Genomic DNA, 18743 nt, shown 5'->3' on the forward strand with positions numbered 1-18743 from the left:
GCGAGCGCCGCCGGACAACGCGCTGATCAGCGTGTTTGTTGCCAGTGATCACTGGCGTCGTGTGTGTACTCGGTGAAACCCTGTTACCGCCGGGTACCCAAAGCGCCCGGCCGGGCATACCCTGCGGCTCATGACGGACTCGCACGCCCCGGCACAGGCTCCGGAAAAGACCGGTACGAACCCTCTCGCGCCCGCCCCCGAGGGCGCCCGCACGGCTGCCGACGTGGTCACGCCCGAGCTGATCGCCCAGCTCACGCGTGGCGTGGTCGGCTCGGGCCGCACGGCCAACCACACGCCGTTCACCGGCGAGAAGCTGGCCGACCTGCCCGAGTCCACCCCCGAGGACGTCGAGCGCGCCTTCGAGCTGGCCCGCGCGGCCCAGGCCGTCTGGGCGCAGACCCCGGTCCGGCAGCGTGCCGCCGTCCTGCTGCGCTTCCACGACCTGGTGCTCGCCCGCCAGGCCGAGGTGCTCGACCTGATCCAGCTGGAGACCGGCAAGGCCCGCCTGCACGCCCACGAGGAGGTGCAGGCGGTCGCCATCGCGGCCCGCCACTACGGCCGCAGGGCGGCCTCCTACCTCCGTCCCAAGCGGCACGCGGGCGCCATGCCGACCCTCACCAAGGTCACCGAACTGCGCCACCCCCGGGGCGTCGTCGGCCAGATCGCCCCCTGGAACTACCCCCTGGAGCTGTCCGTCGGAGATGCGCTGCCCGCCTTCGTCTCGGGCAACGCCGTGGTCATGAAGCCCGACACCGAGACCTGCCTGACCGCACTGTGGGCCCGCGACCTGCTGGTCGAGGCGGGACTGCCGGCCGATGTCTTCCAGGTCGTCCTCGGCGACGGCCCGGTGATCGGCCCGGAGGTCGTCCGACGCGCCGACTACGTGTCGTTCACCGGCTCCACCCGTACCGGCCGGGAGGTGGCCCAGGGCGCCGCGGCCCGGCTGGTCGGGGTCTCGCTCGAACTCGGCGGCAAGAACGCCATGCTGGTCCTGGCGGACGCGGACATCGACAAGGCGGCGGCCGGTGCGGTCCGTGCCTGCTTCTCGTCCGCCGGCCAGCTGTGCATCTCCATCGAGCGGCTGTTCGTCCACGAGTCGGTCGCCGACGCCTTCCTGGAGCGGTTCGCCGCCCGCACCCGCGCGATGCGGCTGGGCCGGTCCCTCGCGTACGGCGCCGAGATGGGCTCGCTCGTGGGCGAACGCCAGTTGGAGACCGTCACCCGGCACGTCGAGGAGGCCGTCGCGAAGGGGGCCACCGTCGTCACCGGCGGTGTCGCGCGACCGGACGTCGGCCCGTTCTTCTTCGAGCCCACCATCCTCGACGGCGTCGAGGCACCGATGGCGGTCTGCGCGGAGGAGACGTTCGGCCCGGTCGTCTCCGTCTACCGGTTCAAGGACGAGGACGAGGCGGTGGAACTCGCGAACTCCACGCCGTACGGCCTCAACTCCTCGGTCTGGACCAGGGACGGCCGCCGCGGCGCCCGGGTCGCGGCCCGCCTGCGCACCGGAACGGTCAACGTCAACGAGGGCTACGCGCCCGCGTACGGCAGCGTCCAGTCGCCGATGGGCGGCATGAAGGACTCCGGTCTCGGCCGCAGGCACGGTTCCGAGGGCATCCTCAAGTACACCGAGGCGCAGACCGTCGCCCAGCAGCGCCTGCTGCCGATGGCTCCCTCGCTCGGCATGGACGACGAGAAGTACGCGCAGTTCATGAGCCGGAGCCTGCGGGTCATGAAGGCCCTGCGCTTCCGCTAGACGCGACCGGGACCGGGACCGGGACCGGGGCCGGGACCGGGGCCGGGACCCGAGCGGGCGGGACCGGACCGGGACCCGGCAGGCGAGTCGGCAGTTCAGGGCAGGTCTCAGCAGTCTCAGCAGTTCTCAGCAGTTCTCGACGAGGAGAGCACGTGGCACAGGAGAACTCCGTCCGGAATCAGGACGACGGGCCGGCGTACGACTACGACGTGATCGTCGTAGGCTCCGGATTCGGCGGATCGGTGAGCGCCCTTCGGCTGACCGAGAAGGGCTATCGCGTCGGGGTGCTGGAGGCGGGCCGCCGTTTCACCCGCGCGTCGCTGCCCAAGAACTCCTGGGACCTGAGGAACTACCTCTGGGCGCCGGCGCTCGGCATGTACGGCATCCAGCGCATCCATCTCCTGGGCAACGTGATGGTGCTGGCGGGAGCGGGCGTCGGCGGAGGTTCGCTCAACTACGCCAACACGCTCTACGTGCCGCCGAAGCCCTTCTTCGAGGACCCGCAGTGGAAGGACATCACCGACTGGCAGGCGGAGCTGGCCCCGTACTACGACCAGGCGCGGCGGATGCTGGGAGTGCGGCTCAACCCGACGACGACACCCTCGGACGTCCACCTGAAGGCCGCCGCCGCCCGGATGGGCGTCGAGGAGACCTTCCACATGGCGCCGGTCGGTGTCTTCTTCGGCGACGGGGAGGACGCCGACGGGTCAGTCAAGGCGGCGCCGGGTGAGCGTGCCGACGACCCCTACTTCGGCGGGGCGGGCCCCGGGCGCGCCGCCTGCACGGAGTGCGGCGAGTGCATGACCGGCTGCCGGCACGGCGCGAAGAACACCCTCAACGAGAACTACCTGTACCTCGCGGAGAAGGCGGGCGCGGTCGTCCACCCGATGACGACGGTCGTCTCGCTCACGGAGGACGCGGGCGGCGGCTTCGCCGTCTCCACACTCCCGACCGGGCGCCGCCGCAAGGGCGGGGGCAGGGTCCTCACCGCCCGCCGCGTCGTCCTCGCGGCGGGCACGTACGGTACGCAGACCCTGCTGCACCGCATGAAGGAGAGCGGCCGGCTGCCCGACCTCTCGAACCGGCTGGGCGAGTTGACCCGTACGAACTCCGAGGCGCTGGTGGGCGCACAGACCAGCGACCGCCGCTACCGCGGGGCCACCGGACAGCCGCGCGCCGACTTCACCCGGGGGGTCGCGATCACGTCGTCGATCCACCCGGACGCCAACACCCACATCGAGCCCGTCCGCTACGGCAAGGGGTCGAACGCGATGGGCGGCCTCTCCATCCTCCAGGTCCCGTACACGGAGGGCTCGTCGAGGACGCTCGCCTGGCTCGCCAACGCGGTCAGGCACCCGCTCCTGATGGCCCGCTCGCTCTCCAAGCGCCGCTGGTCCGAGCGGACCATCATCGGCCTGGTGATGCAGTCGCTCGACAACTCCCTGACGACACACCTCAAGCACAAGGGCCTCGGCAAGGGGCTGTTGACGGCGCGTCAGGGCCACGGTGCGCCCAACCCCAAGCAGATCCGGGCGGCTTCGGAGGCAGCCTCCGCGATCGCCGCGGAGATCAACGGCTTCGCCGGCTCCAACGTGGGCGAGCTGATGGGCATGCCGCTCACCGCCCACTTCCTGGGCGGCTGCCCGATCGGCCGGTCCGCCGAGGAGGGCGTCATCGACCCGTACCACCGGCTGTTCGGGCATCCGGGCATCTCCGTCGTGGACGGCGCCGCCGTCTCCGCGAACCTCGGCGTGAACCCGTCGCTGACCATCACGGCCCAGGCCGAGCGCGCGATGTCGTACTGGCCCAACAGGGGCGGGGCTGACCCGCGTCCGGCGACAGGGGCGGCGTACGAGCGGCTGGAGCCCGTCGCGCCGCACGCGCCGGCCGTGCCCGAGGACGCCTTCGGCGCACTGCGCCTGCCGTTCCTCGGGCTGCCGACGGTCCCGCCCAGGAGCAAGGAGTAGCGCTTGAGCAGCGCCCCCTCACGAAACGAAGGACCTGCACCCCCCTCCGGGCGCAGGTCCTTCGTTTCGTGCGTGAAGCGTGAAGCGTGAAGCGTGAAGCGTGAAGCGTGAAGCGTGAAGCGTGAAGCGTGAAGCGGCCGCCGTGTGCGGCGGCGTCACGTCCTACGCGTCGGCGTCGGCCTTGCGGCGGCGGACGATGAACACCGCGCCGACACCGGCGACGACGGCGGCACCGCCGACGAGCGCGATGACCGGCAGCGCGGAACTCGAACCCGTCTCGGCGAGGTTGCCGGTGACCTGGGGCGTGTCGCCCCTGTCGGCCTTCTCGTCCGTGACCGGGGCCTTGCCGCCCTCCTGGGGCTTCGTACCGCCGGTGTCCGTGCCCGCGGCCACGATCCGGAACTTGTACGCCACCTCGCCGAACCCGGTGCACTCGGCGTCGTCGTCGCCGTAGATGGTCGCGCCGAGCGAGAAGCCGGCGCCGACCGGGGCGCTGGACTTCACGTTGACGCGCAGCGGGATGTGCACCTCGAAGTCGGGCTTCAGCTCGTCGGTGTATCCGACGTAGCCGACCGCGTAGCCGCCCTCGTCGAGGTTCTCCCAGACCTTGCCGTCCGGGTTCCAGGCCTGGAGCTGGACCTGCTTGCTCTTGAAGAGGTCCTCGCCGGACTTGTCGGCGGCGGCACCGGCGAAGAAGTCGAGGTCCCGCAGCGTCGAGTCGGAGGAGTTCAGGACGTTCAGCGAGAACTTGTGCCAGCCGCTGCCCGCCGCGATCTTGCCCGGGAGCCCGCTCATGCTCACCTGGACCTTGGAGTCCTCGCACACCGAGGGCTCGGGGTCGGGCTCCTCGGAGGCGGAGGCGGAGGCGGAGGCGGAGGCGCTCGGCGACGCCTCGGACGCCGACGTGCTCGGGGCCGGGGCGGACGCGCTCGCCGACTCGGACGTCGAGGTGCCGGGCGCGGGGGCGGCCTCGCCGGACGACTCGCTCGCCGACGGGGACGCGCTCACCGACTCGGAGGCGGACGCGCTCGGGGAGCCGGACGGCTCGTCCGTCGCGAAGGCGGCCGGAGCCGACAGCAGTGCGAGCGGGGCTATGACGGCGGTCGTGGCCGCGACGGCCATGGCGTGGCGAAGCTTCATCAAGACCTCGGAAAGTCCGGTGTGCCGCTGTGGCGGCACAAGAATCGGGAGGCCTCCGCGTGGCGGGCGCGGGTACGGCCGTTGGTTCCACAGGGGAGACCTGTGACCCGTGTGAAGGGTTGTCCTCGAACTCACAGAATTCTTATGTGGGGTCGGTCACAGCCTGAACGGTCTTGTGGCCCGCGTCGCCGACGGCCTAGAACTGATCCTCGTCCGCCTGTCGCACAGTTGAGCGGTTCACACCCCTCGACCCGGCCGACGGGCACGCAGGCAACGGGTCGACCAGTGGAAAGAGGCACGAACGCCGTGACCGAGAAGCAGTCCGGGGAGCCGGGGTCGTCCATGCCCGACGAGGTGTGGGATCGCTTCGCCCAGGACAGCGAGCGGGACATCCGCACGGCCGGGGCTCCGAAGGAACCGTCCGCCAGGGCGCGCATGGTGACGGAACGACTGCGGCAGCAGGACGCGCGGGGCGAGGTGCCGCCCGGGTGGCGCACGGGCCCCGCGTGGCAGGAGACGAACGGGCGCGCCGCCCGCCGCCGCAGGATGTGGGCGATCGTCGGCGTCCCGCTGGTCGTCGCGCTGGCCGTGGTGGCCATGAAGCCGTCGCTGCTGCCCGGAGACCCGTTCGGCACGGGCGCCGACGAGGGCGCGGACTCCACGGCCCCGCTCGCTGAGGGGATCGCGCGGCCGACGGCGGCCCCCGTCTCCGCGGGGCCCGGAACGCCCACGCTGGAACGGCCGTTCGCCGACTCCCCGGCGGCACGGTACGCCGACGGCGCCGAAGGGATCGTCCTGCCCGAGGCCAAGGCGGTCGGCTCGTTCTCCGAGGCGCAGGTGGCCCAGGCGCTGAAGCAGACGAAGGCCCTGCTCGTGGACGCCAACCTCGACCCGAAGACCCTTCTCGGCGGTACCCCGGAGACCGTGCTCGACAAGGTGCTCGACCCTCGTCAGCCGGGCATGGTCGCCGACGCCGAGTCGTGGCTGCGCAAGCCCGGCAGGAACCACGACCCGCTGACCCTGTTCAGCCGCTTCGACCCGGACGAGGTGCGGCTCGTCGGGGACGTCGTCAAGACCCGGGGCCGTACGACGTTCGAGGCGGGCCGGGAGGGGGTCGTCACCATCCACGCCGACTACACCTTCGTCTACGCGCTCGCCCCGGCCGACCCGGACTCCACCGAGGTCACCCGGACGATCGTCCGCCGCGCCCTCGAACTGGAACTCGTCGACCCCGCGAAGTACCGGGTCACCCCGGGCCGGCTCGTCGTCGTCAGCCACGAACAGGAACTCTCCAACTCGGCCTGCCGCGTCCACGACGGCTTCCTGCACCCGCAGTTCCCCTCGCAGGCGCCCGTCGAGGAGGACCGGTCGGGGCCGACGACCGACCCGTACGACCTCGACCGGGACATCGCCTCTTCCGGGGCAGGGTCCTGCGGGACGGTGTCGCGGACATGAGCGCGAGGACCAGCGGTGCCCCCGGCCGCGTCGCCCGTACGCTCGTGGCCGCGTCGGTCATGACCGCCCTCGGAGGCCTCGCCGCGTGCGGCGGCGGCACGGCGAAGGACCGGAAGCCGTCGGGCCCGAGCGGTACGGCGAGCGGGGCCGCGGCGGCGCGGGACGGCGGGTCCGCCGCGCCGGCCGGCGACGGGGCCGAAGGTCCCCTGAACAAGGCGCGGTTGACGAAGGCCGTACTCGGGACGGGCGACCTCAAGGGGTACGGGTTCACCGAGTCGGGGGCCGCGGACCTCCAGGGGCAGTCGCTCCGGGCGACGCCGGTCGCGTGCCAGCCGGTCGCCGACCTGTTCCTGTTCACCACGGACCCGTCCCCGCGGGCCGTCGTGAGCCGGCACGCGGAGCGCGAGGACGACCGCGAGGGCGCGGACGCCTCGGTGCACACGCTCGCCCTCCTCTCGTACCGGGCCGGGGAGGCGCACGAGGTGATGGCGGGCCTGCGCGCGTCGGTGAGGACGTGCGCCCGCTACGAGCACGCCGGCTACACGTACGGGAAGGTCGAGGCCGTCGACGGTCCCGACCTCGGCGACGAGTCCGTGGCGCTCAGGCTGGTCGGCTCCATCGAGGGGGCCGAGGTGCCCACCGCCTACACCGTCGTCCGGGACGGCACGACCCTCGCGGCCTTCAGCTCGATGGACATGCTCGACGCCGACGGCGTCGAGGTCCCGGGGAAGCTCGTGAGGACCCAACTCGCGAAACTGCGGAAGTCGCGGGAGGCGGACGGGCCGGGGACGGCGGGGAAGCCGGACGCGACGTCCACGCCGACGGGCTGATCTGCGCCGACTGTCCGAACGGCACGGGCACGGCGAAGGGCCCCGCGGGACGGATCCGCGGGGCCCTTCGTGGTCGGCACCGACGTCAGGGCAGCGTCGGTGCCTGGGAAGCGGCGCCGGGGGGGGGTAGCGCCGCTTGTCGGCCGGGTCCGCCGGTCGGCGCCTCCGCGCACCGGGGGAGTGCGCGTGGTGTCGACCAATGGCGGTGGGACGGTCCAATGCGGTTGTCTGCTGCGGGACTTGGGTCTTTCAGGCATCGTGCGCGACGGGTCACGGCCTCCGCAACCGTTTCGACCGCTCTTGCACGGATTCCGCCGGTCGGCTCCGGGCGTCCCCGGAGCCGACCTCTGTTGGGTGACCGGGCCGCTGTCCCCTGCCGTCCGGTCACTTCTCTGGAACGAGGTCCCACGACGCACGTCCGTACGCCTCATCGCTCCAGCGGAGCCACGCGTGGTTCTTCGGGCCCGCCCCTGGCTGACACGGACACAGGGACAAACGAAGCCCGTCGGGGGGCGGTCACGCGCCGTACGGGTGAGAGGGGATGCGTACGTGCGTGCACCGGACGTCCGTCGTAGGCGGAAGACGTACCGGGACCCGTCCCGCGTCGCCTTCGTGCCGGACGGCGTGCGCGGCGGGACGTCCCCGACTGCGCGCGGTGGTCAGACGCGGCCCCGGCACAGCTCCAGCAGGGTCATCGCCAGGGAGGTGCCCGGCTTGCCGAGCGCCTCGCGGTAGTGGGCGAGGACCTCCATCTCGCGGGACAGGTTCATCCGGCTGCCGCCGGAGGAGATCCGGGCCTCCTGGATGACCGCCGAGACGGCCATCCGCTCCTGGACGAGGCCGATGATCCGGTCGTCGAGCGCGTCGATGCGTTCGCGGGCGCCGGTGATGACGCCGGCGGCGTCCTCGGTACGGGCGCCGGTCCTCTCGGTCGTGCTCTGCTCGGTCGCGGCGGTGGCGGTCATGTCGGGCTCCTCGTCGGAAGGTTCGGACGGGGCCCCGGAGCGGCAAGGTCCGGAAAAGCACAGGCGCCCCGGGCCTTGTCGGCCCGGGGCGCCTGGGAAGTCGCTTGTCAGTTGCTCAAGCAGCACGACCATGGCAGCCGGCGGGCCGGTTGCCATAGGTAAAGACGTAGGTCTGGTGCGTGAGCATGGGGCGAGTATGGACCGGGCGGCCGAGGGCGGCCAAGCCGTTCCGGATGGTGAGACGCCCCGGCCCGCCCGGCGGACCCCCGCCCACCGGGCCGGGCGCTTCGGCCCGCCCGGGAACACGCCGGCCGCCCGTCCCGCGCATCGGCCACGCCCGTGCCCGCCCCACCGGCGCATCGGGCGGCTCTCCGTGTCTGCCGTCCGGCCACCCCCGTGTCAGCCGTCCCGGCGCACCGGACGGCCGGGCGCCCGGCCGTCGTCCGCTGCCGCGGGGGACCTGGACCGGGGCAGCGCCCGCCCGGCCGCTGCCCGCCGTCGCTGTCCGCCGCCGCAGCGGGCCGGAACCGCCGGCCGCTGTCGTCCGCCGCCGTGGGCGATCGGGACCGCCTCCCGCACCCGGGTCGGGAGTGCTCCCGCGCCCGAAACGTCTTCCGCGCCGGGAGTGCTCCCGCGCCCGAAACGCCTCCCGCGTCGGGATCGCCTTCCGCGCCGGGACTGATCCCGGGCCGGGACCAGGACCGCCTCGCATCGGGACCGCCCCGCGTTGGGACCGTCCCGCGTCGGGCCCCCGTCGGGACCGCCCCCCCCGTCGGGAACGCCTCGCGTCGGGTGAGCGGGACAGCACCTCCGGGCGCCCAGTTAGACTCGGGAGCACAGCCCTGATAAACCGCCGGAAGGCAAACCGTGCCATCAGCGTCCCCCGTCGCCCCCGACACCGTCCTGGTCGTCGACTTCGGTGCGCAGTACGCCCAGCTCATCGCCCGCCGAGTCCGTGAGGCCCGGGTCTACAGCGAGATCGTGCCGAGCACCATGCCGGTGGCGGAGATGCTCGCGAAGAACCCGGCGGCGATCATCCTGTCCGGCGGCCCCTCGTCGGTGTACGCGGAAGGCGCGCCCCGCCTGGACCGCGAGCTCTTCGAGGCCGGTGTCCCGGTCTTCGGCATGTGCTACGGCTTCCAGCTGATGGCGACCACCCTCGGCGGGACGGTCGACAACACCGGAGCCCGCGAGTACGGCCGCACGCCGCTGCACGTCAGCAAGTCCGGTTCCACCCTCTTCGAGGGCACCCCGGACGAGCAGCCGGTCTGGATGTCGCACGGCGACGCCTGCTCCGCCGCCCCCGAGGGCTTCACCGTCACGGCGTCCACCGACGTCGTACCGGTCGCCGCCTTCGAGAACGACGAGAAGAAGCTCTACGGCGTCCAGTACCACCCCGAGGTCATGCACTCCACGCACGGCCAGCAGGTCCTGGAGCACTTCCTGTACCGGGGCGCGGGTCTGACCCCGTCCTGGACCACCGGCAACGTCATCGACGAGCAGGTGGCGCTCATCCGCGAGCAGGTCGGCACCAAGCGCGCGATCTGCGGGCTCTCCGGCGGTGTCGACTCCGCCGTGGCCGCCGCACTCGTGCAGAAGGCCATCGGCTCGCAGCTCACCTGCGTCTACGTCGACCACGGTCTGATGCGGCAGGGCGAGACCGAGCAGGTCGAGAAGGACTTCGTGGCCGCGACGGGCGTACAGCTCAAGGTCGTGGACGCGCAGGAGCGGTTCCTCGCGGCGCTGGCCGGGGTCTCCGACCCCGAGGAGAAGCGGAAGATCATCGGGCGCGAGTTCATCCGCGTCTTCGAGCAGGCCCAGGCCGAGATCATCGCCGAGGCCGCCGAGGGCGAGGACGTGGCCTTCCTCGTGCAGGGCACGCTCTACCCGGACGTCGTCGAGTCCGGCGGCGGCACCGGCACGGCGAACATCAAGTCCCACCACAACGTGGGCGGCCTGCCCGAGGACCTCGAGTTCGAGCTCGTCGAGCCGCTGCGCAAGCTGTTCAAGGACGAGGTCCGCATGGTCGGCCAGGAGCTGGGCCTGCCGGACGAGATCGTCCAGCGCCAGCCGTTCCCCGGCCCCGGACTCGGCATCCGGATCGTCGGCGAGGTCACCAAGGAGCGACTCGACCTGCTCCGCGAGGCCGACGCCATCGCCCGCGAGGAGCTGACGGCCGCCGGACTGGACCGCGACATCTGGCAGTGCCCGGTCGTGCTGCTCGCGGACGTACGCTCCGTCGGTGTCCAGGGCGACGGCCGGACGTACGGCCACCCGATCGTGCTGCGGCCCGTCTCGTCCGAGGACGCGATGACCGCCGACTGGTCGCGGCTGCCGTACGACGTCCTCGCGAAGATCTCGACCCGGATCACCAACGAGGTCGCGGACGTCAACCGGGTCGTCCTCGACGTGACGTCGAAGCCGCCGGGCACCATCGAGTGGGAGTAGTCCCCCCGCTCAGGTCCGCCTGACAGTGCGTACCGGCACTCCGGGCCGCCAGACCTCGACGACCAGGTAGGTGTCGTCCTCGACGTGGGTCCGCACGACCTCCGTCAGCTCGGTACGGAAGAGGTGGAACGGCTCCGGCGGTTCCACCTCTTCGGCGTACCGGGCCCGCTCCGCGGGGTCGTGCACCTCGACGGCCCGGCCGGCGACCCGCACGTCGCCGCCGCCCATCTCCGTGCCGGGGCCCGGGTTCGCCTGGAGCGCGAAGCGCGGGTCGCGCCGCAGGTCCAGGGCCTTCATCGAGTCCGGCATCATGCCGAGCCACAGCTCGCCGCCGAGGAAGCGGACCTCCAGACCGGACGTGCGGGGCGACCCGTCCTTGCGGAGCGTCGCCACGACGTGGTGCGTGAAGGCCCCGAACCGCTCCTCGACCGTCCTGGCGAAGTCCGGTTCCGCGGCCGTGAGGGCCGCCCAGTTCGACGTCGTACGCGTTTCGCGTGCCTCATGTGTCATACCGAGAGTCTGACGTCGATACCGGACATCCTCTGTCGCCTTCCCGCGGCGGCGCGGCGCGGGAGCACCGCGCCGGACCCGGGCTCAGCGCCGGCGCGCCCTGCGCAGCCGCCGGGCCAGCCGGCGTTTGCGGAGGATCTCCAGGCGGAGGTAGACCGCGAACAGCACGCCCATCGTGGCGCCCGTGAGGAGCGCGGACTGCCAGCCGGCGGCTATCAGCAGCAGCGCCGTCAGCACCACGGCCGCGGTGACGAAGACGGCCTTGGGGCCCCGGTGCGGGTCGTCCGACATGGCGTCGAACTCGATGCGGGCCGCCAGCAGGCTCACCGCGGGCGCCTCGTCCGGCAGGGGCTTGAGGGTGCCGGGCCGCAGCCCGGGAGTGCGGCCCTCGGCGAGCCGCGCCAGAGTCGCCGCGCTGCGTTCGCGGGCCTCGGCGGAGAGGTCGCGGACCAGGCGGACCTGGAGCAGCCTGCCGGTCCTCGTCGTCTCCTTGTACTGGAACCCGTACTGCAGGGCCGTGTACGTGAGCGCGGCGAGCCGGCGTGTGGAGCCGCGCGGGTCCTCCAGTACGACGACGTCCCGGGAGGCGATCTGCCTGAGCACGTCCGTGATCAGACGTTCGGTTCTCTTCATGGGCGGTCGGCGGATGCGGTCGCGGGGTGCGGTCCGCGCGGAGTGTGGGGATGGCAGTGCACGGGTGGTTCCTCCAGGGGGCGTCGGCACAGTGTGGCCGACCGGGCAGTTGGCTCCTGACAGGGAGACCATCGACGCCGTACAACGGTTGTGCACTCTCTTCACGGACATCTCTGTTCTCCAGCGCTGACCGAAGGTAACTTCCCGGCCGTAAACCCGAAAGAGGAGTCCGCCCCTCAGGGCTGGAGGACACATGCACGGGCCCACGCCGCCCCGGCCCCTTCCCACCGACCGGCTGCGGTTCGCCATGCCGCCCATGCACGAGTCGCTCGACGACGAGCGCAGGCACCGCAAGGAACGCCTGGCGGGCGCGCTGCGGCTGTTCGGCCGGCTCGGCTTCGAGGACGGGGTCTCCGGACACATCACCGCGCGCGACCCCGAGTACAGCGACTGCTTCTGGGTGAACCCCTTCGGCATGCCGTTCAAGCACGTCACCGTCGGCGATCTCGTCATGGCCAACGGCGAGGGGCAGGTGATCGAGGGCCGCTACCACGTGAACCAGGCGGCGTTCACCGTGCACGCCCAGGTGCACGCCGCCCGGCCCGACGTCGTCGCGGTCGCCCACTGCCACTCGGTGCACGGACGCGCCCTGTCCGCGCTCGCCGACCTGCTCGACCCGATCACCCAGGAGAGCTGCGCCTTCTACGAGGACCACGCGCTGTACGACGCCTACTCGGGCGTCGCCGTGGACGCCGAGGAGGGGCGGCGGATCGCCTCCGCGCTCGGCACGCGCAAGGCACTGGTCCTGCGCAACCACGGGCTGCTGACCGTCGGCGACTCGGTGGACGCGGCGGCCTGGTGGTTCCTGTCGATGGAACGGTCGTGCCAGGTGCAGCTCACGGCGCGGGCGGCGGGGCGGCCGGTGCTGATCGACCACAAGCAGGCGGTCGCGACGCGGGAACAGCTCGGCGGCGACCTGGTGGCCTGGATCAACTACCAGCCGCTCTGGCAGGACATCAGCCGCAGCGAACCCGACCTCCTGAGTTGACCGGGCACCCCGGCCCGCGAGCCCTAGAAGCCCCGCAGTACGGCGGCCTTGGTCACCGCGAACTCCTCGTCGGTGAGCACGCCGTCGCGGTGCAGCTCGCCCAGCTCCCGCAGCCGGCGCAGCAGCACGTCGTGGTGGTCCTGCCGTGGCACGCGCGGCCCGGGGTCCACGGCGTCCCGGGGCGCCCCGAGCGGCACCGGTGCCGCGTCCTGAGCGCCGTCCCGGGCCCCGTTCTGCGCCACGCGCTCGTCCGCACCGGCCGACGGGTGCGGGAGCCGGGCGACGACCGCCGTGGCCACCAGGGCCGTGAGCAGGTCGCGGCGGGTGCTGCCCCACAGGTCGAGCGCGAACGGGTCCTTCTCCGCCGGCGGCCTGGAGGGCCCCGCGTCCCGTGTCACGAACCGCAGGCACCCGTCCTCGTAACCCGAGTTCGGCAGCCATTCCACCCGCACGAGATCCGGTACGCCGATGATGCGAGGCCCCGTCGCGCGCTTCACCCGGTCCGAGGTGTCGCTCCAGTCGATGCGCACCCGGGTCCCGTCGAAGGAGACCGTGCCGTCGCTGGAACGCACCGAGACGGGCACGGGCGGGCCGGGCAGCAGATACGACGCTGCCGGCTCCACGGAGACCTGTTCCAGGAGCAGCGCGCGGCGGATCTCCTCGGCGACGTACTCGGCGATGCCCGAGCGGTCGACGTCCACGGCCAGCCGGTACGGGTCGGCCGCCTCGGGCAGTCGGCCGCCGGTCGCCTGGAGCAGCGGATCGGCACCCTCGCGCAGCCTCAACCGCAGCCTGCCGCGCTTGCGTTCGGGTTCGTACACGGCACCCGCCACCGCTTCGATCGGCACGGCGATCTCCCCGTACGTCTGCCGGAACAGCGGCACGGAGCGGTGCAGCCCCGGGGTGATCCGGACCGTGCTGCCGTCGAAGGCCCAGGTCCCGTCGCGCTGGATGATCTCGGCCATGGGGAAATTCTCGCAGCCGGGTCAACACGGGGTTGGCCGGTTCACCCGCGCTGACCGGACCTGGCGGACGCCAGGGGTGTGCGGTACGGCACAATGCGCTCTCGTCACAAGGCAGTTGTGCGGCGGTACCTCTGTACGGCCGGGCAACTGTGCGGTGGGTGGAAGTACGCATGCCGCCACGCGGTGGCGGCACAGGGGCGGGGCCCGTCGGCCGAACACGGCACGACGGTGGTACGTGCGGCCCGACGAGGGCCGGCGAAGTGGCGTGAAGGGCGGCAAGGGGCGTGGCGGTGCAGGAGGCTGGACAGGGCGCGAGGCGTGATGCCGGACGGGGCGCGCACGAGGGCGGCTGCACCTGCGGGGACTGTCCGCACGGGGCCCGCGCGGGACATCGGCGCGCTGTCGCCGAATTCCTCTCCAAGCGCGACGAGTTCGCGTCCGGACGGGGGCTGCCCGCCGCGGTCGCCCACTCGTTCGGCGCCTCGCGGCAGTGGGTGTCGGACGAGCTGACCCAGTCCGCCGACCTCGTCGCCGAACGAGGGCGGGCCGAGGGGGACGTCTGGCTCGGGCGGGTGTGGCGGCGGACCGTCGCCGCGGTGTGGGGCGCCGTCGGCGTCCTGCTGCTCGCGCAGGCGCTCACCGCGATCGGGGCGGGCTGGTCGTCCGCGCGGACGGCGGGGCTGCTCGCCGCGCTGGTGGTCGCGGTGCTGCTGACCGGCGCCTCGTGGTTCCACCGGGCGCGGGGCGGCGTACTGGCACCGGTCATCGGTGAGGACAACCGGCTCTCCACCTCCCGCGCGGTGGCCGCGGCCTGGGTCCTCTTCGTCGTGTACGCGGTACTGCTGCTGGCGGGACGGCTCGCCGGCGCGTCCTCGCACACCGAGCGGGACGCGCTGATCGCGGGACTCGAACTCGCTCGCGGCGCCGGGATCGTGACCGTGCTCGCCGTGGTGTGCGCGATCGCGGTGCTGGTACGGCGGGTCGTGGGGCTGCGCGTGCTGGGGCAGCGGCTGCAGAAGGTCCGCGCCGACCGGCCGAGGGCCGCCGACCTGCTGACCGACGACTCCGGCCGGGGCAGCTTCGCGGACACGCAGTACGTGGTCCTGGGCGCGGTGGCCCTGGTGTTCGCCGCGGTGCGGCTGGCCAGGCGGCCGGAGCAGCTGCCCGACCTGCCGTGGGGACTCGCGGTGGTGGTCCTGGTGTCCGCCGCCACCTATGTGGCCGGGAAGTACGCGGAGGGCGGCCGGCCGGTGATCCTCTCGGTCGTCCGCGCGCGGGAGGCCGGGGACCTCGACGCGCCGATCCGGACCGGGGACGACATCGAGATCCGGGGTGCCGGATTCGTGCCGCCCGGGGCGCAGACTGCCGACCGGCTGTCGCGGATGGTCGTACGGATCGGCCCTGTGCACGTGCATGTGCCGCTGGTGCCGGTGCCGGGAGGATTCAGCAACCCGTCCGACGCGGTGCTGACCGTGCCGGTACCCGCGGACGTGGAGCCCGGCCGGGTGGAGGTGCAGGTGGTGACCGCGGCGGGCGTGGAGACCAACAGCGTGGGGATCGATGTGACGGAGTGAGCGCCCGGGGCCCCGTCCGGGTGTCTTGGAGGTGGGGGCCCCGGGGCTCGGCCCGGGTGTTCCGGCCGCAGGGGCCGCAGAGGCCGCAGGGACCCGGGCTCCCGAGAGGCCCGGGGGCTCGGGGGCTCGGGCCGCCCTCCGTGCGCTCAGGCACTCCTTGTCCTCGCCGGCCTCCCCGGCGATGGTGTCCGAGTGTCTGCGTGCCCGCGGGCGAGGGCTTGGTCTTCCTGGGTCGGCGGGTCCGGACCTGTGTGGCCCCGGGTCCGGGCGGACCCGCACGCTCGGGGCGCCGGACCCGGGGCCTGACCGCCGTGTACTCAGCGACGCCTCGACCCCCGTACCGCCGGCCCGCGAGGAGTTCGTCCGGACGGCCACCCGCATGGGCTCGGGACCGTCCCGGGTGCCGACGCCGTGCATTTCGTTGTCGGCAAGGGGAGTTCCGGGGGACCTGGTCGAAATTTGTCCGTTCGTCCATGAGCGGGAGTCCGCGGTCGTACGTATGGTCTGTTGAGGAGTGAACCGTTCGGCGGCTGAGAGGTGGCGGAGGGCGATGACTCACGGCATGCGGATGGACCCACACTCCGGATATCTGGACGAGGGCCGGAGCTGGCGGGACACCGCCACGCGGTACGCCCTCGTCCCCCTGCGCGTCTTCCTCGGTGTCACCTTCATCTACGCCGGTCTGGACAAGCTGACCGACAGCGCGTTCCTGTCCGACGCCGGCTCGGGGTCCATCGGCGACATGATGCGCGCCGTGCGGGACTCGTCGGCGATTCCCGCCCTCGTCGACCTGTCGCTCAAGAATCCGGTCGGCTTCGGTTACGCCATCGCCTTCGGAGAGCTGGCCGTGGGCATCGGCACGCTGATCGGACTGCTGGCCCGGCTCGCCGCGTTCGGCGGCGCCCTGATCTCCCTCAGCCTCTGGCTGACCGTGAGCTGGGGTGCCGACCCGTACTACTACGGCAACGACCTCGTCTACCTCATGGCCTGGCTGCCCCTCGTCCTCGCCGGAGCCTCGGTCTTCTCGATCGACGCCATGCTGCGTTCCCGGCGCAGGCAGCGGGCCGGGGCCTACTAGACCGCCCTCGGACCTCTGCCGGTTTCCTCCCCGCCCAGCCCTCCCAGCCCTCCCCGCCCAGCCCTCCCAGCCCTCCCCGCCCGGCCCTCCCCTCCTCCCGGTCCCTCCCCGCTCCTCCGGCTCCACCTCGCGTCTTCCCCGCCCGACGGCCCGTGCCCAGCTCGCGCGCCCGTCCGTCCGTCCGTCCGACCTGGCTTCCCGTTGTCCGCCGTCCCGGCTTGTCGTCCGGCTCTCCCTGCTCTGCCCGGGCAGCCGACCGTCGCCCGCCGACCGGATGCCCGCTGTCGAAGTGCGTGCCCCGGCGGGGCCGGGCGGCGCCGGGCGTGCATCGCAGTGCATCGCAGCGCCAGGCAAGGGGAGCGCGGACCGTGGCGGCAGGGCATGGCGGCAGGGCATGGCACAGCTCCCCGGGACGCGGCAGTCGGTGAGCGTGCCCTGCCGGGAGGGCGCTAGCGGCCCGGCGCGTGCCCGTCCTCCCGGAGGTCCCGGGCGTGCCCTCCCTCTCCGTCTCCGGCGGGGACCTTGCGGCGTCTGCCGCGGACGGCCTGGGCCACGGTGCCCGCCAGGGCCGCCAGGCACAGGCCACCGACGACCAGGGGGATCACCGCGAACCACGGGGTGTCCCAGAGCCCGCCCGCGTCCCCGGCGTACAGACCGCCCGCGAGGGTGAGGAAGCCGCCGGCCACGAGCCTGCCGGGCTGGAACTCATGACGCAGCACGGGACACCTCCGCCTGTCCGATGCCGACCTCGAGCGTGAGGTCGAGCGTCCCGCCGTCCTTCGTCCCGTCCGCGGGCGCGAGCGTCCGCCGGTCGTGCTTGCCCGGTGCCACGTCCACGTCCTTCTGGTCGTCACCCGGCAACTGGATGTCCCCGATGCCCACTTCGACCACCAGGTTCACGGTCACGTCCTCGGGCACGATCACCTTGAGCTGTCCCAGGCCGACCTCGGCGTTGGTCGTCACCGTCCGGTTCCTGCCGAGGTCGATCCGGCTGAGGTCGAGCGTGCCGACGCCCGTCCCCAGGTCGTACTGCGGTCGGACGGCCGCCGCCGAGGCGGGCGTCCAGTCCGTGCGTACCCAGTGCGTGCTGATCTTCTCCGGCATCGCCGCCGAGCAGGCCAGCAGGCCCGCCGTGACGACGGCGAGGAAGACCGACCCCGCTCCCGTACGCCCGAGGAACGCGCTGAGAGCGATGCCGAGGCCGAACACGGCGAGCGCGCAGGCCAGCCCTGTCTGGAGGCTGGTGCTCAGACTGTGGTCGTCCCAGGTCAGACCCGTACCGAGGCCCGCCGCGAGGACGGCCAGGAGGAAGACCCGGCCGCCGATCCGGCGAGGGCCGCGCTGCCTCGGCCCGGGCGTCCGTATCTCCACGCCGTAGCGGCGCTGCCCGCCGGAGACCGCCGCCGCGATGTCGAGGTCCCGGGTGTCGCCGGGACCCCACAGATACCCCGTGCCGCCCACGTACGTGCCGTCCTTGACGATGGGCTCGCGCCACCAGGAGGGGAAGGAGGCGGGGACGGGAGGGGCCTGTGCCTCGGGCGGCGCGTCGGCCACGGCCTGCGCCGCGAGCGGGTCGGGGTCGTCGGTGCCGCGGCGTCGCGACCAGTAGCCCGCGCCGGCCAGGAGCAGGGAGAGCGTCGCCGCGAAGGTGAGCACCCCGCTGTTGCTCAGCATGGACAGGAAGACACCGCAGCCCACCAGCGCGAACAGCACGCCCGTCAGCGCCTGGCCGTCCACCCGGCCGGTGAGGAGCTTGCGGATCTCGTTCTCCTCCTCGTCGTCGTAGGCGACGAAGAGCCAGGCGAAGCCGTAGAAGATCAGGCCGATGCCGCCGGTCGCCGACAGCACCGCGAGCACGATGCGGAAGATCACCGGGTCCATGTCGCACATGCGCCCCAGCCCCGCGCAGACACCGCCGAGCACCTTGTGCCGCCGGTCGCGCCGGAACACGCCGGGAACCCCCGCGGCGGAAGGGTCGCCCGGCACGGCACTGCCGTCGGCCGTGCCGTGCCTCCCGGGCGGGGGCGGCATCCCGCCCGCCGCGGACGGGGAGTCCGCGGCGGGTCCGGCATCCCGATTCCCGCTGCCCGTGTCCGGGCTCCCGTCCCGGCCCGGACCGGGACCGGGACCGTGACCGGATCCAGGGTCTGCCCCGGAGCGCCGCTGATCTGTCATGCGTCCATGGTGACGGGCGCGACGGCCGTCCGGCAGCCGGTACGACCCTGGCCGAACCCTGAAATCGACCCCGAGGCCCCTCCTCCCCCTTCCACATGAATCTCCACCCGGTCCTCCACCCGTCACCTCCACCCGGGCCGCTCCGCACGGACATCCCGTGCGATCGACACCCGATCGCCGCCCGGGCCCAACGCCGCCC

16 protein-coding genes are annotated in these 18743 nt (G+C 72.9%); 9 read left to right on the plus strand and 7 right to left on the minus strand.

The genetic code is table 11. From position 1 onward, the window contains the following. The first annotated feature begins 130 nt into the window (after positions 1-130). Together IE265_RS00330 and IE265_RS00335 are read left to right on the plus strand one after the other, a co-directional pair. Positions 131-1756 carry a succinic semialdehyde dehydrogenase gene (locus IE265_RS00330; RefSeq protein ID WP_190033208.1) on the plus strand — a complete coding sequence of 542 codons (1626 nt, stop codon included), beginning with the start codon at positions 131-133 and terminating at the stop codon, positions 1754-1756. A 152-nt stretch (positions 1757-1908) separates the two neighbouring features. Continuing rightward, complete coding sequence (locus IE265_RS00335; protein ID WP_190033209.1) at positions 1909-3723, plus strand: GMC family oxidoreductase; 1815 nt, start codon at positions 1909-1911, stop codon at positions 3721-3723. Positions 3724-3885: 162 nt separating this feature from the next. On the opposite strand, the gene IE265_RS39070 is transcribed toward IE265_RS00335, so the two are convergent. Continuing rightward, positions 3886-4518 carry an LAETG motif-containing sortase-dependent surface protein gene (locus tag IE265_RS39070; protein WP_308434758.1) on the minus strand — a complete coding sequence of 211 codons (633 nt, stop codon included), beginning with the start codon at positions 4516-4518 and terminating at the stop codon, positions 3886-3888. On the opposite strand from IE265_RS39070, the gene IE265_RS39075 reads away from it, so the two are divergent. The 3 genes from IE265_RS39075 (at position 4517) to IE265_RS00350 (ending at position 7148) form a co-directional block, all read left to right on the plus strand. Beyond that, the gene (locus IE265_RS39075) at positions 4517-4969 is read left to right on the plus strand and encodes a hypothetical protein (RefSeq protein ID WP_308434759.1); all 453 of its coding nucleotides are present in this window, start codon (positions 4517-4519) and stop codon (positions 4967-4969) included. The two genes, IE265_RS39070 and IE265_RS39075, sit on opposite strands and share 2 nt — an antisense overlap. Before the next feature lie 200 nt (positions 4970-5169). Further along, the gene (locus IE265_RS00345; protein ID WP_190033211.1) at positions 5170-6318 is read left to right on the plus strand and encodes a hypothetical protein; all 1149 of its coding nucleotides are present in this window, start codon (positions 5170-5172) and stop codon (positions 6316-6318) included. Then, positions 6315-7148, plus strand: coding sequence for a hypothetical protein (locus IE265_RS00350; protein ID WP_190033212.1), 834 nt, complete (start codon positions 6315-6317; stop codon positions 7146-7148). Before IE265_RS00345 ends, IE265_RS00350 begins: the two co-directional genes overlap by 4 nt. A 659-nt stretch (positions 7149-7807) precedes the next feature. On the opposite strand, the gene IE265_RS00355 is transcribed toward IE265_RS00350, so the two are convergent. After that, complete coding sequence (locus IE265_RS00355) at positions 7808-8113, minus strand: chorismate mutase (protein ID WP_190033213.1); 306 nt, start codon at positions 8111-8113, stop codon at positions 7808-7810. 867 nt (positions 8114-8980) lie between these two features. Here IE265_RS00355 and guaA point away from each other — a divergent pair. Next, positions 8981-10561: a glutamine-hydrolyzing GMP synthase gene (gene guaA, locus IE265_RS00360; protein ID WP_190033214.1), complete on the plus strand. Its 1581-nt coding sequence runs from the start codon at positions 8981-8983 to the stop codon at positions 10559-10561. A 9-nt stretch (positions 10562-10570) separates the two neighbouring features. Here the strand turns inward: guaA and IE265_RS00365 are convergent, their stop codons facing one another. Together IE265_RS00365 and IE265_RS00370 are read right to left on the minus strand one after the other, a co-directional pair. Beyond that, positions 10571-11071: a pyridoxamine 5'-phosphate oxidase family protein gene (locus IE265_RS00365; protein ID WP_190033215.1), complete on the minus strand. Its 501-nt coding sequence runs from the start codon at positions 11069-11071 to the stop codon at positions 10571-10573. Between the two features lie 84 nt (positions 11072-11155). Continuing rightward, on the minus strand, positions 11156-11704 hold the full coding sequence (locus IE265_RS00370; protein WP_190033216.1) for a hypothetical protein: 549 nt from the start codon (positions 11702-11704) through the stop codon (positions 11156-11158). A gap of 253 nt (positions 11705-11957) precedes the next feature. On the opposite strand from IE265_RS00370, the gene IE265_RS00375 reads away from it, so the two are divergent. After that, complete coding sequence (locus tag IE265_RS00375) at positions 11958-12752, plus strand: class II aldolase/adducin family protein (RefSeq protein WP_190033217.1); 795 nt, start codon at positions 11958-11960, stop codon at positions 12750-12752. A gap of 23 nt (positions 12753-12775) precedes the next feature. On the opposite strand, the gene IE265_RS00380 is transcribed toward IE265_RS00375, so the two are convergent. Continuing rightward, entirely contained in the window at positions 12776-13717 is a 942-nt protein-coding gene (locus IE265_RS00380) for a DUF4429 domain-containing protein (RefSeq protein ID WP_190033218.1), read from the minus strand. A 284-nt stretch (positions 13718-14001) separates the two neighbouring features. On the opposite strand from IE265_RS00380, the gene IE265_RS00385 reads away from it, so the two are divergent. Next, the gene (locus tag IE265_RS00385) at positions 14002-15291 is read left to right on the plus strand and encodes a hypothetical protein (protein ID WP_190033219.1); all 1290 of its coding nucleotides are present in this window, start codon (positions 14002-14004) and stop codon (positions 15289-15291) included. 550 nt (positions 15292-15841) lie between these two features. Further along, the gene (locus IE265_RS00390) at positions 15842-16369 is read left to right on the plus strand and encodes a DoxX family protein (RefSeq protein WP_190033220.1); all 528 of its coding nucleotides are present in this window, start codon (positions 15842-15844) and stop codon (positions 16367-16369) included. Positions 16370-16818: 449 nt separating this feature from the next. Here IE265_RS00390 and IE265_RS00395 read toward each other — a convergent pair whose 3' ends face one another. Next, a complete protein-coding gene (locus IE265_RS00395) occupies positions 16819-17088 on the minus strand; it encodes a hypothetical protein (RefSeq protein ID WP_229915949.1) in 270 nt (89 codons plus the stop codon). Beyond that, complete coding sequence (locus IE265_RS00400) at positions 17075-18544, minus strand: PspC domain-containing protein (RefSeq protein WP_190033221.1); 1470 nt, start codon at positions 18542-18544, stop codon at positions 17075-17077. The genes IE265_RS00395 and IE265_RS00400 overlap by 14 nt, the downstream gene beginning before the upstream one ends. Positions 18545-18743: the final 199 nt, after the last annotated feature.

Source organism: Streptomyces fructofermentans, assembly GCF_014651055.1.
Classification (GTDB): Bacteria; Actinomycetota; Actinomycetes; order Streptomycetales; family Streptomycetaceae; genus Streptomyces; species Streptomyces fructofermentans.

What these genes read in the sequence shown, in the direction of transcription:
- IE265_RS00375 (WP_190033217.1), top strand. Translation starts at nt 11,958, where the DNA reads ATGCACGGGCCCACGCCGCCCCGGCCCCTTCCCACCGACCGGCTGCGG.
- IE265_RS00370 (WP_190033216.1), bottom strand. Translation starts at nt 11,704, where the DNA reads ATGAAGAGAACCGAACGTCTGATCACGGACGTGCTCAGGCAGATCGCC.
- IE265_RS00350 (WP_190033212.1), top strand. Translation starts at nt 6,315, where the DNA reads ATGAGCGCGAGGACCAGCGGTGCCCCCGGCCGCGTCGCCCGTACGCTC.
- IE265_RS00365 (WP_190033215.1), bottom strand. Translation starts at nt 11,071, where the DNA reads ATGACACATGAGGCACGCGAAACGCGTACGACGTCGAACTGGGCGGCC.
- IE265_RS00390 (WP_190033220.1), top strand. Translation starts at nt 15,842, where the DNA reads ATGACTCACGGCATGCGGATGGACCCACACTCCGGATATCTGGACGAG.
- IE265_RS39070 (WP_308434758.1), bottom strand. Translation starts at nt 4,518, where the DNA reads ATGAGCGGGCTCCCGGGCAAGATCGCGGCGGGCAGCGGCTGGCACAAG.
- IE265_RS00400 (WP_190033221.1), bottom strand. Translation starts at nt 18,544, where the DNA reads ATGACAGATCAGCGGCGCTCCGGGGCAGACCCTGGATCCGGTCACGGT.
- IE265_RS00355 (WP_190033213.1), bottom strand. Translation starts at nt 8,113, where the DNA reads ATGACCGCCACCGCCGCGACCGAGCAGAGCACGACCGAGAGGACCGGC.
- IE265_RS39075 (WP_308434759.1), top strand. Translation starts at nt 4,517, where the DNA reads ATGCTCACCTGGACCTTGGAGTCCTCGCACACCGAGGGCTCGGGGTCG.
- IE265_RS00330 (WP_190033208.1), top strand. Translation starts at nt 131, where the DNA reads ATGACGGACTCGCACGCCCCGGCACAGGCTCCGGAAAAGACCGGTACG.
- IE265_RS00380 (WP_190033218.1), bottom strand. Translation starts at nt 13,717, where the DNA reads ATGGCCGAGATCATCCAGCGCGACGGGACCTGGGCCTTCGACGGCAGC.